This window comes from Methylocystis sp. JR02 (assembly GCF_030063565.1).
Lineage (GTDB): Bacteria > Pseudomonadota > Alphaproteobacteria > Rhizobiales > Beijerinckiaceae > Methylocystis > Methylocystis iwaonis.
Genome location: NZ_JASIRC010000001.1, coordinates 875,094 through 888,720 on the forward strand (window position 1 = coordinate 875,094; position 13,627 = coordinate 888,720).

Here is a 13,627-nt window from a genome sequence, read left to right on the forward strand (position 1 = left end):
GAGCCTCACTTCTTCTCCTGCTCCGTCACCAGAGCGACTTTCTTGTAGCCCGCCGTGGTGACGAGCGACATGACCTCGGCCACGCGGCCGTAATTCACCGCCTTGGAGCCGCGCACATAGATGCGCTCGTCGAAGCCCTGTTTCGCCGCGTCCTTGAGCTTGTCGAGAAGCTGTGCCACCTCGACCGGCTGATCCATCAGGAAGATCTGGCCCTTGTCGTCGATGGCGATCGAGACAGGCTTCTGGTCGATATTGAGCTGGCCCGCCTTGGTCTGCGGCAGATCGACGGCGACGCCGGTCGCGAGCAAGGGCGCCGCGACCATGAAGATGATGAGCAGCACCAGCATGACGTCGATGAAGGGCGTCATGTTGATTTCGGCCATGGCGCCATAGCGCGGCACGCCGCGGCGGCGCCTGCCGCCCTTGCGTCCGGGAGCGGAAACCGAGGCGCCCATGGGTCAGGCCGCCCGATCGCGGTTGGCCGCGTGCTGGTCGATCTGGCGGGAGAGAATGGCCGAGAATTCGTCGGCGAAGCTCTCCATGCGCGCCTGGGCCTTGGCGACGTCGCCCTGCATCTTATTGTAGGCGATGAGCGCCGGAATGGCGGCGAAAAGGCCGATGGCGGTGGCGAGCAGCGCTTCCGCAATGCCCGGCGCCACGACGGCGAGGGAGGTGTTCTTCGAGGCGGCGATCGAGCGGAAGGAGGTCATGATGCCCCAGACCGTGCCGAAGAGGCCGACGAAGGGGCCGGCCGAGGCGACCGTCGCGAGCACGAGCAGATTGGATTCGAGCTTCTCGACCTCGCGGGCGATGGAGACGTCGAGCACTTTCTCGATGCGCGCCTGCAGGCCCATGAAGCTGGCGCTGGCGCCTGTCTGGAAGGAGCGCTTCCATTCCTTCATCGCTGCGACGAAGAGCGTCGCCATGCCGGTGGTCGGGCGCTCGGAGAGCTTGCCGTAGAGCTCCTCGAGCGAATTGCCGGACCAGAAGCTCTCCTCGAAACGATCCATCGCCCGGCGAAGGCGCGCAAAGAGCAGCGTCTTGTCGATAATGATCGCCCAGCACCAGACCGAGGCGAGGAGCAGGCCCACCATCACGAATTTCACGACGATATGCGCGCCCCAGAACATGCTCCAGATGGTGATGTCGGCGGCGGGGGCGGCGCCTGCGGCTGTCGCGGCGATGTCGGTTGGATTCATGATTTGTCCTTGAAGCGGAATGGCGCGCGCTTGCAGTATCAGCAGCGCCCCTTATTCCCCGCGATTCCGCCCTTTTCTGGGCCGCGGGTGCGGCGCACAACGATACTTATCGCGGAAGAATTAACAAGCGGTAAGGGTTAAAGAACCTTGAAAAATGGGTTCGGCGGCTCGTGGATTCCGCGCGCCTCGTCACGCGCGTGTCACATCATTGCTGAAATGTTTCTTCAGACCAATTCTAACCTTTCGAAGCATCGCCATGAAACTCCCTTTCCTTTCCGCCATCGTCGCCGCTTGCGCACTTTCCGCCAGCGCCGCTTTTTCGCTCGATCTGGAGCTCTCGCCCTATAAGCGTCTGCCGTCGCTTTCGGGAAAGCTGAAGTCGGTCGGCTCCGACACAATGCTCCATGAGATGGAGCTCTGGGCCGACGGGTTCAAAACCATTTACCCGGGCGTGCAAATCGAAATCGACGGCAAAGGCTCGAACACTGCGCCGCCGGCGCTGCTCTCGGGCGAGGCGCAGCTTGGCCCCATGTCGCGCCAAATGACAGTCGACGAGATCGACGCCTTCGAGGCGAAATTCGGATACAAGCCCACCGCCGTTTTGGTCGCCGTCGACGCCCTAGCGATCTATGTGCACAAGGATAATCCGATTACATGCTTCGCCATGGAGGAGGTCGAGCGCATTTTTTCCGCCGATCCCAAAAATGGCGACGGGAAGAGCATTCACACCTGGGGAGAGCTGGGATTGACCGGCGAATGGGCGCGCAAACCCATCACAATGTACAGCCGCAATTCTCTTTCGGGCACGCATAAACTCTTCAAGCAGCAAGCGCTCGGCGGCGCCGATTTCAAGACCACCGTGCATATGGAGCCGGGTTCCGAGGCGGTCGTGAGCGCCGTGTCGGCGGACGCCGCGGCGATCGGCTACTCGGGCATTGGCTACAAGACCAGCGGCGTGCGCGCCGTTCCCGTGGCGCAAAGCCAGGGCAAGAAGTGCTACGACACCTCTTTCGAGAGCGCTTATACGCGCAAATATCCGCTCGCGCGTGGGCTCTACGTTTATTTGATGAAAGACCCAAAGGCGCCGATGGACACGCTCTCTGGCGAATTCGTCAAATATATTCTCTCGAAGGACGGCCAGACGCAGGCCAAGCGCGGGGGCTATTATCCGATAACGCGCAATATTCGCGAACACGAGCTGACGCGTTTGGGCCTTCTCGTTTCGGCGGAGTGATACCTGATCCGCTTGATTGGTTCGCTGTCCCCGCCGTCATTTGCGAGGAGGCAGAGCCGACGAAGCAATCCAGGGCCGCATCGCAGCCCTGGATTGCTTCGCTTCGCTCGCAATGACGGGCTCTGGGCAAACCCAGCGTATTTGTGGGCTCTGGATTCCCCGGTCAGCTCGCCGGGAATGATTCAAGCCCCAATTCGAACCGCTCAAACGGAAAATGCGCAGCTCAGCGGGCGAGCACGTTTTCGAATTTCGCTCTTACGTCCGGCGGCAAGCGTTTGGCGCGGCCGCTCTCGACGCAGACAACTTTGACGACCGCCGTCGCCAGCGTTTCTACGCCGCGAAGCACGCGCTGTTCCAGCGACAGCGAGGCGCCGCCGAGTTCGAGCACGCGCGTTTCGACCGACAGCGCGTCGTCCATCACCGCCGGCCGCAGGAATTCGAGCTGCATCGCCCGCACCACGAAGAATGTCGGGGCGTCCGCGCCGCCTTCGAGCAGGGGGCGTTGATCAATGCCGATCGACCGCAAAAGCTCCGTGCGCCCGCGCTCCATGAAGCGGATATAGGAGGCGTGATAGACGAGGCCGGAGGCGTCGGTGTCTTCCCAATAGACGCGGACGGGGAGGGTATGGGGCATCATTTATCGAGCTGCGTCTCAATATCCATGCGGCCGTCGAGCACACGCAAGATCATGAGCTCGGCTTCGCTGATACGATAGAGGATGACATAATTACGGGAAACGAAGCTCCGCGCGCCAATCCTGAACTCTGGCCGCTCTCGTCCCAACCGCGGGTTGTCTGCAAGCATGCTGAATTTCTGATCTATCTCGATGATAATTCGCTTGGCCGCGTATGGGTTGAGGCCGGCAAAATAGCGGTAAATGCGCTCGAGATCGTCCCGGGCGGCGGCCGACCTCCTGATCTTCATTCGGCGGCGCGCCGCTGTTCATGCATCTCTTTCAAAAATTCATCGAGATTCCATTCGGACACTCGCCCCGCGTCGACATCGTCCAGCGCCTCCTGGACGAGGGCGCGCATAATGGCGAGCTTTTCCGCCTGCTCTTCGAGAAAAGCGACGGCGCGTTCCTGCATGTCTTCCGGCATGCGGGCGAGGGCGTCGGCGGCGCGTTGGGCGAGCTGGGTCATGCGGGCAATATAGCACGCTTCACCAAAAAGCGCAGGGAGGCGGCCGCGCCAACGCTGGCGCGGCCTGTCGGAATTTTATTCCGCGGGAACGGTCGCCTCTCGCGACGGCTCCTCGGCGGCGCGCTGCGGGAGGCTGCGCCGCAGGCGCCGCCAGGCGAGGACGACTGCGCTCGTCGCGAGCGTCAGGCCGAACAGAACCCAGGTCACGATCCACACCCGACGCGCCAGCGGGTGATGGGCGAACCAGCCGAAATCCCAGTGATGCACGGCGGAATACAGCCAGCGCCAGGCGCGGCGTTTGTCGTCGATCTTCAGCAGCAGGCGGCCGTCCTGCGGGTCGAGATAAAGCGCGCCATGCAGCGCGTCGGCGAGATCGACGCGCAGCGCCGGCAGCGGCCGGTCGAAAGCGCCCGCGCCATGGCCAGCGAAATAATAGCTGTCATACTCCTCGATGCGCTCCGCCGCGGCGATCGTCGTCGCGCCGGCGAGGCGCTGCGCGGCGGAGACGAGCGCCGTCTCGTCGAAGCTCGTCTGCGCGCCCGGGATCGGCAGCGCGCGGCGGGCGCCGTCGCGGTCGTAGCCAAGCAGCACGGCGTCGTCGCCGAGACGCGACCAGCGCAGTTCCACGATGTCCGCCCCGACTGCTTCCTTCGACGGAGCCCACTCCTTCGCGACGTGCGGCAGGTCGCCGCCGCGATAGCGCGCAAGCTCGTCTCGGCTCGGCGTCGCCGAAGAGAAGATGTCGCCCGGATTGGTCGAGAGAAAGCCGCTGCCGGCCCACAACAGCGCGAAGACGCCGCCAATGAGCCCGGCCCAGAAGTGATATTTGAACCAGGTCTCGCGATAGGGCTGGGTGCGGCCGCGCGCATAGGTGGGCCGGCCGAAGAAGCCGGGTTTCCATTTCAGCCAGCCGATGACGACGCCGGTCAGCGCCCCAACGAAGGCGAAGAGGCCCGCATAGGTCAGCGCGCTTCGGCGCCATTCTCCGGCGCCGAGGAGATCGAGCGGCCGGAAGAGATGAACCCAGCCGCCGACGTAATAGAGGATGCGCTGCGCGCGGGTCGCCGCCTGCAGCACCTCGCCGCTTTTCGCCGACACGACGACAATCACGCCGTCGTCGGTCGAAAAGCGATGAAAGGGTTTCAGCGCTTCGGCGTTGCGCAGGCCGATCACCATGTCGACCGTATCGAGATAGGCGACGCCCTGCGCGGTGCCTTCCGCGGCGAGCCAGTCATAGGCGATCCGCTGCGCGATCGGGGTCGTGACCTCGATCCGGCTCCCATCCTGCGCAGATAGGGGAACGCGCTTCCCGTCCTCGCTCTCGACGAGCCAGGCCGGCTCCTCGCCGAGACGCAGCAGCCGCGCTTCAGTGACGGCGCCCTTCCATCCGCTTCGTTGCAGCGCCTCGCCGAGCGAGAGCCAGCCGGCGGCGGGATCGAGCTTTTGGGCGTGCCCCAGTTGCGCGCTTCGGGAGAGGGCGATCGAGCCGGAATTGGCGATGATCAGGCCCGAGGAGAACCACAGCAGCATAAAGAGGGCGAGCGCGACGCCCACCCAGCGATGAACGAAAAAGAGCAGCCGCATCGGAATATTCCTGTCTTTTCGGTAGATAAACCCTCTCCAGCGCGGACGACGGCGTCCCCGCCAATCGCGGTGGCCTTACGCTTTCTGAAGATTTGACGAGGGCGGGAGCAAGGCCGCGCCATCGGCCGGTTAATAATCTACCTTATGAATAGGAAATCCGTCAATGCCACGGCAGAGGCGCCCCCTCCGGGGAAAATCCATTTTGTTTCAAAGAATGCTTGGCGCGGCGTCGAACTTCTCCGGCGCCGCGTCGCTGGGTAAAAATCAATGCGCCGCCGCGCCCGTGTTGCTGGGCAGGACCTTGCGGATGCGATTGCCCTCGACCCAGGCGAAGCCGGCATCGGGATCGGCGCACTCGATTTCCTGCTCGATGATGAGCTTGTCGCAGAGCATCACGCAGATCGCCTCGATCGGCGCGGAGGTGTCATTTTCCTCGGTCATGCGGTCGATGGAGATTTCGCCCATCTCCTCGTCGTCGACGAGATGTATGATGAAGACTTCCTCATGCCCTGCGACGCCATGCGCATTCACGCGGAAGGTTTCGCCCTTGTACTGGAATTCCTGGATCATTTCCGTCCTGCCTAATTTTTAATCGTCGCCAAATTTGCTCGTCAGTCGAGCAGCGCGGCGAAATTAGCCGGGGTTTCGGTGACGTCAAGGGCTGATTTGTCGCATAGCGAACAGTATTGCGAAATAATTACGATCGAAACTGTATTGGTAATTAGCGACAGATGTCCAATACAAAATGTATATTGAATTTATTTTGTAAGTATAAGTGGCTTGATAAGGCGGCAGCTATTCATCTTTAACGCGATTGGTTCGGTGTCATTCCCGGCGCTCGCAAAGCGAGCGATCGGGAATCCAGAGCAAAACCAAACCCTTGCGGCTCTGGATTCCCGGTCGGGCTTTCAGCCCGCCGAGAATGACACGCCCCGCCGCGAGCTATTCAACCGGAAATGGTATAAGATGACTTTGTATATTGCTGGCGGCTTGTTTGGCGGCGGCAAGAGATTGGAGCTGAAATAGTGATTGGCGACAAAGATAGCTGGCTTTTTGCAACACGATGTCAGTTTCTGCCGTCTAGGTCGTGTGGACAAACCTGATCCAAATCCGTTGTGTAACTTCTTTGCTGACAACGGTGGACCCCATCGCTAAGCTGGCTTTATGGCTGGAGGCGGCCAGCAGCCCGCGCCCCTAAGGGGGCATGGCGAATGCCTCCCGTTCAATCCTTCCTGACCGTTCAACCGTCGGGCGAAGGCGTTGGTAATGCGGGCGCTGACGAAGACTTCGCCGTGACGAAGGAAACGGACATGCGCGACTATCGCGATGCAAAGGCCATGGCAAAAGCCATGCGGGAAGCACTTGCCGAGCGTGGGGCGACGATCACTCACAGCGAGGCGCTGGAAATCATCGCCCGCCAGTTCGGGCTGTCGAACTGGAATGTCCTGTCGGCGAAAATCGATGATGACGAGGCCGCGCGATCCGACGACGGGATTTCCCTCGAACAGGCGGTACCCATCGTCCGCATCTTCGATGTCGAGAAGGCGAACGAGTTCTATCTCGGATTTCTCGGTTTCACCGTCGATTGGGAACACTGCTACGGCGACAACTTCCCGCTCTACATGCAAATCTCGCGATCAGGGCTCAGGCTGCACCTATCGGAACATGCGGGAGATGCCACCCCCGGTGGCAACATGTGCGTCTACATGACGGGCATCCGCAACCTTCACAAAGAACTTCAGACCCAGGACTATCGCTACATGAAGCCTGGACTTCAGGATGAGGGCGACCGGATAGAACTACAGGTCATCGATCCCTTCAATAACCGCATTCGGTTCACGGAGCTCAAGCACCGACAAAGCATCGGTCTCGGGTGAATTGGGCCCCTCCCGCTGCATTGGCGATCCGCTTACGACAGTGACGCCATCCGCAAAGACCTCGAACGGCGCGGGGCCGACCGGTCATTCCAACCAAGTCGAACCGGAAGATCCAGAAGCCGGTCGACAAGGCCAAATACGCGCTGCGCAATCGCATCGAGCGCTTCTTCAACCGTCTCAAGCACTCTCGCTGCATCGCAACCCGATATGACAAGCTGGCTTCAAGCTTTCTCGGCTTCGTGCAACTCGCAACGATCCGCGAACGGATCAGGCTGGTCCACACTCCCTAGTCCTCTTCCCCGAACAACCCGAACTGCCCAGCCGGCCGTGCCGGCTCCGCCAACCCCAAATGCCGGAAGGCGTGCGGCGTGAGCAGCCTTCCGCGCGGCGTGCGTTGCAGGAATCCCTGCTGCAGCAGATAGGGTTCGATAATGTCCTCGATCGCGTCGCGCGGCTCGGACAGAGCGGCGGCGATCGTCTCGATCCCCACCGGGCCGCCGCCGAAATTCAGCGCGACCATGTCGAGGTAGCGCCGGTCCATGATGTCGAGGCCGATGGAGTCGACCTCGAGCAGGGAAAGCGAACGGTCGGCAAGCTCGCGGGTGATCGTGGCGGCGTCTTCGACAACCGCGAAGTCGCGCACGCGGCGCAGCAGGCGCCCGGCAATGCGCGGCGTGCCGCGCGAGCGGCGCGCGATCTCTCTTGCACCTTCATCGCTCATGCCGACGCCGATGACCCGCGCGCCGCGCTTGATGATCAGCTCCAATTCCGCCGCCGTATAGAAATTCAGCCGCACCGGAATGCCGAAACGATCGCGCAGCGGCGTCGTCAGCAGGCCGGCGCGGGTCGTTGCGCCGACAAGCGTGAATTTGGCGAGGTCGATCTTCACCGAGCGCGCCGCCGGTCCCTCGCCGATGATGAGGTCGAGCTGGAAATCCTCCATGGCGGGGTAGAGGATTTCCTCCACCGCCGGATTGAGCCTGTGGATTTCGTCGATGAAAAGCACGTCGCGCGGCTCGAGATTGGTGAGCTGCGCCGCGAGATCGCCGGCCTTGGCGATGACGGGGCCCGAGGTCGAGCGGAAATTGACCCCCATCTCGCGCGCCACGATTTGCGCGAGCGTCGTTTTGCCGAGTCCGGGCGGGCCGACCAGCAGCACATGGTCGAGCGCGTCGCCGCGCGTCTTGGCGGCCTCGATGAAGATTTTGAGATTGGCGCGCGCCGCCTCCTGGCCGGTGAAGTCGGCGAGCGTCAGCGGCCGCAGGCTGGAATCGGTGTCGTCGTCGCGCTGTTCGGGGGAGACTAAGCGCCGGGGAGGGGTGGTCAAGGATCGCTCCAATGCGCCGGCGCGCGCGCTATGCTATTCTTCGCCAAACGGAGCCGCGCCGTGAATCGCCCGTCCTCGCTCTATGAGTATATGTCCCTCGACGATTTCGAGGAACTTTTGGCCGATAAGCCCGCCGATGAAAAGTGGGAGCTGATCGGTGGCCGGGTCGTGCGCATGATGGTGGGCGCGCGCTGGCAGCACAACCGCATCTGCCAGAACATCGCCACGGCGATGTTGAACGACTTTCGCCGCCGCGGCTCGGATTGCCGGCCCTTCCAGGAGACCTTCTGGCTCAAGGAACGGCAGCTCGATCTCGCCTGCTTCCCGGACGTCATGGTGCGCTGCGGGCCCTTGCCGCCGGACGCGACCTCGATCGACGATCCGGTCGTGCTTGTCGAGGTTGTCTCCAAAGGCTCGGCCCAGCGCGACCGCTGGGAGAAATGGGGCTTCTACCGGCGATTACCCTCGCTTCAGCATTATGTGCTGGTCGAGCGGGACTATTTCGCGGTCGACGTCTTCGACCGGGTCGAGGGCGGCTTCTTCGAGCGCCCCAGGCTCGCCGCCGCCTCGGAGATGTTGCGGCTGCCGGCGATCAGCTTTGACATAACGCTCGAGGAGGTTTACCGCGACGTTCTCGCCGCCTGAGCGCATTACATCCCCGCTCGCATTGTGCGCTGGCAAACGTGATCGGTGGCTCAGTCCGGCTACCGTGCCTCTCGATGGTTCGTTGAGAACTTGGTTAGGGGGCAAATATGCGTTGCAATATCTCGCGCCTGTTTTTGGCGATCGGCGTCAGCTTGGCGGCCGTGGGACCGGCCCTGGCCGGGACGGGCGAGATTTTGAGCGGCGAGGCTTCCGAGACGGTCGACGCGAATATCGAACGCAACGGCGGCGCGCTGCTTGGGCCGTTCGTCACAACCTCGGCGAGATGCCGGAAGACGTCGGACTCGGCCGCCTGGATCATCGAGGCGCCCAGATATGGCAGGGCCGCTGTGGTCAAGAAGCGTGGCGAGATCGCCTATGGCGACGAACACCGCTATGCCTATTGCAACGACCGCCCGATTTCAGGGACCATGATCCGCTACCGCCCGGCGCGTGGCTTTGCGGGCGATGATACGTTCGTCTTCACGCTGCGTTTTTCGGATGGCGAAGTGCGGACGAAGCGGGTGAATGTTCACGTGGAGTAGGGCGCGCCCTCATCCGACCCTCGCTGACGCGAGGGCCACCTTCTCCCGCCCGCGGGAGAAGGGGAAAAGCTGCAAGATTGTGGATCACTTACCCTTCGACGCGATTCCTTCTCCCGCTTGCGGGAGAAGGTGGCCCCTGCGTCAGCAGGGGTCGGATGAGGGCGCGCCCGCTCACGCCTTCGCCAGCTCCTTGAGCCCCTGGCGGATCAGCGCGCCAGTTTCCGCGCCGTCGCCTAAAGCCTTCACGCTCGCGGCGACGGCGGCGGCGGCCTGGGGGCGGGCGTAGCCGAGATTGACCAGCGCCGAAATGGCGTCGCGCACGGCGGAGGGGGCGCCCGCGTCTTCATCTACGCCGGCGAGCTTCGCCACCACAGGGTCGATAGAGGCGAAGGCCGGCGCCTTATCCTTCAGCTCCGCGACGATACGGGCGGCAAGCTTCGGCCCGACGCCAGAAGCGCGCGCCACCATGGCCTTGTCCTGCGTGGCGATGGCGGAGCCGAGCTCGGACACCGAGAGGATGGAAAGAATCCCGAGCGCGACCTTCGAGCCGACGCCCTGAACCGTCTGCAACAGCTTGAACCATTCGCGTTCGGCCTCGGCCTCGAAGCCGAAGAGCCTGATCGCATCCTCGCGCACTTGCGTCTCGATCGAGAGCGCCGCCGCCTCGCCGGGACGGGGCAGCTTCTGCAGCGTGCGGCCCGAGCAATGCACGACATAGCCGACGCCATTCACGTCAAGGATAACGTAATCTTCGCCATAGCTGTCGATGAGGCCCTTGAGCTTGCCGATCATGACGGGCCGATCACAGTTTGCCGCAGCGCATGAAGACCGCGCTTTTGGCGCCGTCGGCCCAGAGGATCTGCAGCCCGGCGGCGTCGAGGACGAGGGTGAAGCTCTCCTTGCGGGGCTGGCCCGGCTCCTCGCCCAGACAAGAGCGGGCCGTCACCGCATAGACCGCGCGGCCGCCCTTGTTCTCCGTTTGGTCATAGGAGACGCCCTTGCAGCCGAGGGTCGGCAAAGTGACGGCGTCATCCGTGAGGGTGACGAAATAGTCCTTGGCCTTGCAAGCCGCGCCGTCGAGCGCATAGCGCCCAAGCGGCGAGTCCTTTCCGGCCGAGGCGGCCAGGGCAGGGCCGGCGAATGCGGCGGCGAGCGCCGCGGAGAGGAGCGTATTTTTCATCCGATGGCTTTCCTTAGCGCGCGGGCGCCCCGGTGCTGGGCGTGGCATATGGCGACCGCCAACGCATCGGCGGCGTCTGCGGAGGAGGCCTGGCTCGCCGGCAGCAGCACGCGCACCATCATTTGGACTTGCGCCTTTTCGGCGTGACCGGCGCCGACCACGGTCTTTTTCACGAGATTGGCGGCATATTCGCCGATGACGAGCCCGGCGAGCGCCGGCGCCATCAGCGCCACCCCGCGCGCCTGTCCCAGCTTGAGCGTCGACTGCGGGTCGCGGTTGACGAAGGTTTCCTCCACCGCCGCTTCATCAGGCTCATAGTCGGCGATGACTCCCATCAGGCCCTCGTGGAGCTGGCGAAGCCGATGACCCATGTCGAGCGCAGCGTCCGATTTCACGCGCCCGCAAGCGACGAAGGAGAGCCGCGAACCTTGCGACTCGATCACGCCCCAGCCGGTGTTTCTGAGGCCGGGGTCGATGCCGAGAATGCGAATCGGAGGCGAAAGCATATGCGAGGGTAACCGAAACGCGCCCGTTGTGACGAGCGCGGTCTCGCCAGCCTGGGGAGAGCTTAGGTTTCTAAAAAGTGAATGTTCGTCGGAGATTCGCGATGCAAGCCTTGCCCTTTATCAAACAGTTGCGTTCCCGCCTCAAAATCGAGTTCGCCGCGGCTCCCGAATGTTTGGAGCTGGAAAGAACCGAGCGGATGCTCAGCATCTATGAGCAGATCATCATTCAAAGAGGCTTGCAGAGGAAAGAGATCGGGCCGAAGGCGCTGAAAGCTTTCGAGCATTTGTTCGCGGTCGTCCACGACGCCTATCCGGAAGAGAAGGCCCCGCCGATTCGTCTGAGGGCCCCTGCCGCAGCTCCCGCGACCCGTGTTTCTGCAGCTCCCGTGGTCCGCGCTTCGGCCGCCGCGGCTCCTGCGGTCCGTGCTTCAGCCGCCGCCGCGGCGCCCGTGGCCCGCGCCGCCGCCGCCCCCCCGAGCCGCGCTCCCTCAGCCGCCGCTCCGGGCCCGGCCTCTGCGCCCTTCGCCAGATGGATCAAAGCGGCGGAGGTCGCCTAACTCCGCTAGGGCGGAGGCGTCGGCGGCGTTTTATTCCGTCTTCTCTTCCGCCTGCGCCACCGCATCGGCGACGGCGTCGAAAGCGAGCATGGTCGAGCCATGCCGCGCCTTATAGTCCCGCACGGGCTCGAGCAGAGCGAGGTCGGCCCATTTGCCGGTCGGGGGCGGGCCATTTTCTTTCAGCATTTTCCGCAGCGCCTCGCGGGCCTCGCGCAACTCGTCGGGCGTCGCGCCGATCACATTGCGAGCCATGATCGAGGCGGAGGCCTGGCCGAGCGCGCAAGCTTTCAGCTCATGCGCATAATCGGTCACCTTGCCGTCTTGCAGGGTGAGGTCGACGGTGATCGTCGAGCCGCAGAGCTTCGAATAGCCTTTGGCGGTGGCGTCCGGATTCGCAAGGCGGCCGAGCCGCGGGATATTTCCGGCGAGTTCCAGAATGCGGGCGTTGTAGACCTTGTCGAGCATATTGGGCGCGGGCTTCACGGGCGGGGCTTACCTTCGCTCCCGCTGACCTCTATATAGAACACCCGAGGGCTGATGCGAAAGCATAAGTCCCGGCGTAACGCCGAGGCGCCGCAATTTTTGCATGGCTCAGGCGAAGTCTCGAATTCTCGCGGTTTCTCGGGTGAGGGGCGATGATTTGAGGTTAATTTCCCTTGCGTCTTGAGCGCAGGGGGACAGCGTTGCGGGTTTTGCGACGCGATTGTCGAGGAGGCTCCACATGGACGACGTGGTTAAGACCTTTCCAGTTCGCCCCAGCTTTGAAGAAGACCGCAACAGTAAAGTGACCGATTCCACCTCCTCGACCAAGAACCGCGCCGCCGCGCCGCCATCCGAAAAGACCGCGCTCGCCGAAAAGACCACGCTCGAACGCCCCAGCCGCGAGGAGGCCGAGGCCGCCGTGCGGACCCTCCTGCGCTGGGCTGGCGACAATCCCGACCGTGAAGGCCTTCTCGAGACGCCGCGCCGCGTCGTGAAAGCTTACGAGGAGTTCTTCCGGGGCTACGCCGAGAGCCCGGACGAGGTGCTCTCCCGCGTCTTCGAGGAAGTGGAGGGCTATAACGACCTCGTCCTGGTGCGCGACATTCCCTTCACCTCGCATTGCGAGCATCATGTGGTGCCCTTCATCGGCAAGGCGCATATCGCCTATTATCCGACCGGCGGCGTCGTGGGGCTTTCCAAGCTCGCCCGTCTCGTCGACGTCTTCGCCAAGCGCCTGCAGACGCAGGAGGCCATGACCGCGCAGATCGCCGAGGCCATCGAGACGCATCTCGATCCGCGCGGCGTCGCCGTGCTGGTCGAGGCCGAGCATATGTGCATGTCCATGCGCGGCGTGCTGAAGCAGGGCTCCTCCACCGTCACCGTCCAGTTCTCGGGCGTCTTCCAGGACGATCCCGCGCAGCAGGCGCATTTTTACACATTGCTGCGCGGCGCGCGCTGATGGGCGCCGATAAAGCAGCGCTGGAGGAGGGGAGCGCATTCGCTCCCCGCTTCGACGCCAACGGCCTCATCGTCTGCGTGACGGTCGAGGCGGCGACGCGCGAAATCCTCATGGTCGCCTATATGAATCAGCTCGCGCTCGATAAGACGATCGAGACGGGGATCGCCCATTACTGGTCGCGCTCGCGCAATGCGCTCTGGCGCAAGGGCGACACGTCGGGGCAGGTCCAGCACGTGGTCTCGCTGTCCGTCGATTGCGATCAGGACGCCATTCAGTTGATGGTCGAGGCGGGCGGCGACGGCAAAGCCTGCCACACGGGCCGCAAGTCGTGCTTTTATCGCAGCCTGTCGAGCGAGGGCGGCGCGCGCCGGCTGATTTTCACGGAGTGAGGCG

Annotated in this window: 19 protein-coding genes; 6 read left to right on the plus strand and 13 right to left on the minus strand. The window is 63.2% G+C overall.

The genetic code is table 11. From position 1 onward, the window contains the following. Positions 1 to 5 precede the first annotated feature (5 nt). On the minus strand, positions 6 to 455 hold the full coding sequence (locus QNA11_RS04060; protein WP_202071887.1) for an ExbD/TolR family protein: 450 nt from the start codon (positions 453 to 455) through the stop codon (positions 6 to 8). A 3-nt stretch (positions 456 to 458) separates the two neighbouring features. Continuing rightward, positions 459 to 1,199, minus strand: coding sequence for a protein TolQ (tolQ, locus tag QNA11_RS04065; protein ID WP_202071886.1), 741 nt, complete (start codon positions 1,197 to 1,199; stop codon positions 459 to 461). A gap of 256 nt (positions 1,200 to 1,455) precedes the next feature. Between tolQ and QNA11_RS04070 the strand changes: the two genes are divergently transcribed. Beyond that, positions 1,456 to 2,433, plus strand: coding sequence for a PstS family phosphate ABC transporter substrate-binding protein (locus QNA11_RS04070; RefSeq protein ID WP_281927861.1), 978 nt, complete (start codon positions 1,456 to 1,458; stop codon positions 2,431 to 2,433). A gap of 223 nt (positions 2,434 to 2,656) precedes the next feature. On the opposite strand, the gene ybgC is transcribed toward QNA11_RS04070, so the two are convergent. From ybgC to QNA11_RS04095, 5 genes are all read right to left on the minus strand, one after another. Beyond that, a complete protein-coding gene (ybgC, locus tag QNA11_RS04075) occupies positions 2,657 to 3,070 on the minus strand; it encodes a tol-pal system-associated acyl-CoA thioesterase (protein ID WP_283482053.1) in 414 nt (137 codons plus the stop codon). Then, a complete protein-coding gene (locus QNA11_RS04080; RefSeq protein WP_281927857.1) occupies positions 3,067 to 3,357 on the minus strand; it encodes a type II toxin-antitoxin system RelE/ParE family toxin in 291 nt (96 codons plus the stop codon). Before QNA11_RS04080 ends, ybgC begins: the two co-directional genes overlap by 4 nt. Next, positions 3,354 to 3,575: a hypothetical protein gene (locus QNA11_RS04085; protein ID WP_281927856.1), complete on the minus strand. Its 222-nt coding sequence runs from the start codon at positions 3,573 to 3,575 to the stop codon at positions 3,354 to 3,356. The genes QNA11_RS04080 and QNA11_RS04085 overlap by 4 nt, the downstream gene beginning before the upstream one ends. A gap of 75 nt (positions 3,576 to 3,650) precedes the next feature. Continuing rightward, entirely contained in the window at positions 3,651 to 5,159 is a 1,509-nt protein-coding gene (locus tag QNA11_RS04090) for a PepSY domain-containing protein (RefSeq protein ID WP_283482054.1), read from the minus strand. A 264-nt stretch (positions 5,160 to 5,423) separates the two neighbouring features. Continuing rightward, entirely contained in the window at positions 5,424 to 5,729 is a 306-nt protein-coding gene (locus QNA11_RS04095) for a hypothetical protein (RefSeq protein WP_281927853.1), read from the minus strand. Between the two features lie 740 nt (positions 5,730 to 6,469). Here QNA11_RS04095 and QNA11_RS04100 point away from each other — a divergent pair. Further along, positions 6,470 to 7,036, plus strand: a complete 567-nt coding sequence (locus QNA11_RS04100; RefSeq protein ID WP_283484156.1) for a glyoxalase superfamily protein — start codon at positions 6,470 to 6,472, stop codon at positions 7,034 to 7,036. A 286-nt stretch (positions 7,037 to 7,322) separates the two neighbouring features. On the opposite strand, the gene ruvB is transcribed toward QNA11_RS04100, so the two are convergent. Beyond that, on the minus strand, positions 7,323 to 8,363 hold the full coding sequence (gene ruvB / locus QNA11_RS04105) for a Holliday junction branch migration DNA helicase RuvB (RefSeq protein ID WP_246744746.1): 1,041 nt from the start codon (positions 8,361 to 8,363) through the stop codon (positions 7,323 to 7,325). A gap of 60 nt (positions 8,364 to 8,423) precedes the next feature. Between ruvB and QNA11_RS04110 the strand changes: the two genes are divergently transcribed. Further along, the gene (locus QNA11_RS04110; RefSeq protein ID WP_283482055.1) at positions 8,424 to 9,008 is read left to right on the plus strand and encodes a Uma2 family endonuclease; all 585 of its coding nucleotides are present in this window, start codon (positions 8,424 to 8,426) and stop codon (positions 9,006 to 9,008) included. A 107-nt stretch (positions 9,009 to 9,115) separates the two neighbouring features. Beyond that, positions 9,116 to 9,550, plus strand: coding sequence for a hypothetical protein (locus tag QNA11_RS04115; protein WP_283482056.1), 435 nt, complete (start codon positions 9,116 to 9,118; stop codon positions 9,548 to 9,550). Positions 9,551 to 9,721: 171 nt separating this feature from the next. Here QNA11_RS04115 and ruvA read toward each other — a convergent pair whose 3' ends face one another. From ruvA to QNA11_RS04140, 5 genes are all read right to left on the minus strand, one after another. After that, positions 9,722 to 10,342, minus strand: coding sequence for a Holliday junction branch migration protein RuvA (gene ruvA / locus QNA11_RS04120; protein WP_283482057.1), 621 nt, complete (start codon positions 10,340 to 10,342; stop codon positions 9,722 to 9,724). Positions 10,343 to 10,352: 10 nt separating this feature from the next. Beyond that, on the minus strand, positions 10,353 to 10,730 hold the full coding sequence (locus tag QNA11_RS04125; protein WP_283482058.1) for a hypothetical protein: 378 nt from the start codon (positions 10,728 to 10,730) through the stop codon (positions 10,353 to 10,355). Continuing rightward, on the minus strand, positions 10,727 to 11,236 hold the full coding sequence (ruvC, locus tag QNA11_RS04130) for a crossover junction endodeoxyribonuclease RuvC (RefSeq protein WP_281927842.1): 510 nt from the start codon (positions 11,234 to 11,236) through the stop codon (positions 10,727 to 10,729). The genes QNA11_RS04125 and ruvC overlap by 4 nt, the downstream gene beginning before the upstream one ends. 62 nt (positions 11,237 to 11,298) lie before the next feature. Then, on the minus strand, positions 11,299 to 11,538 hold the full coding sequence (locus QNA11_RS04135; RefSeq protein ID WP_281927840.1) for a hypothetical protein: 240 nt from the start codon (positions 11,536 to 11,538) through the stop codon (positions 11,299 to 11,301). Positions 11,539 to 11,823: 285 nt separating this feature from the next. Then, positions 11,824 to 12,258, minus strand: coding sequence for an iron-sulfur cluster assembly scaffold protein (locus tag QNA11_RS04140; protein ID WP_283484157.1), 435 nt, complete (start codon positions 12,256 to 12,258; stop codon positions 11,824 to 11,826). 256 nt (positions 12,259 to 12,514) lie between these two features. Between QNA11_RS04140 and folE the strand changes: the two genes are divergently transcribed. Together folE and hisI are read left to right on the plus strand one after the other, a co-directional pair. Further along, complete coding sequence (gene folE / locus QNA11_RS04145; RefSeq protein WP_202071873.1) at positions 12,515 to 13,234, plus strand: GTP cyclohydrolase I FolE; 720 nt, start codon at positions 12,515 to 12,517, stop codon at positions 13,232 to 13,234. Further along, positions 13,234 to 13,623, plus strand: a complete 390-nt coding sequence (gene hisI / locus QNA11_RS04150; RefSeq protein WP_283482059.1) for a phosphoribosyl-AMP cyclohydrolase — start codon at positions 13,234 to 13,236, stop codon at positions 13,621 to 13,623. Before folE ends, hisI begins: the two co-directional genes overlap by 1 nt. Positions 13,624 to 13,627: the final 4 nt, after the last annotated feature.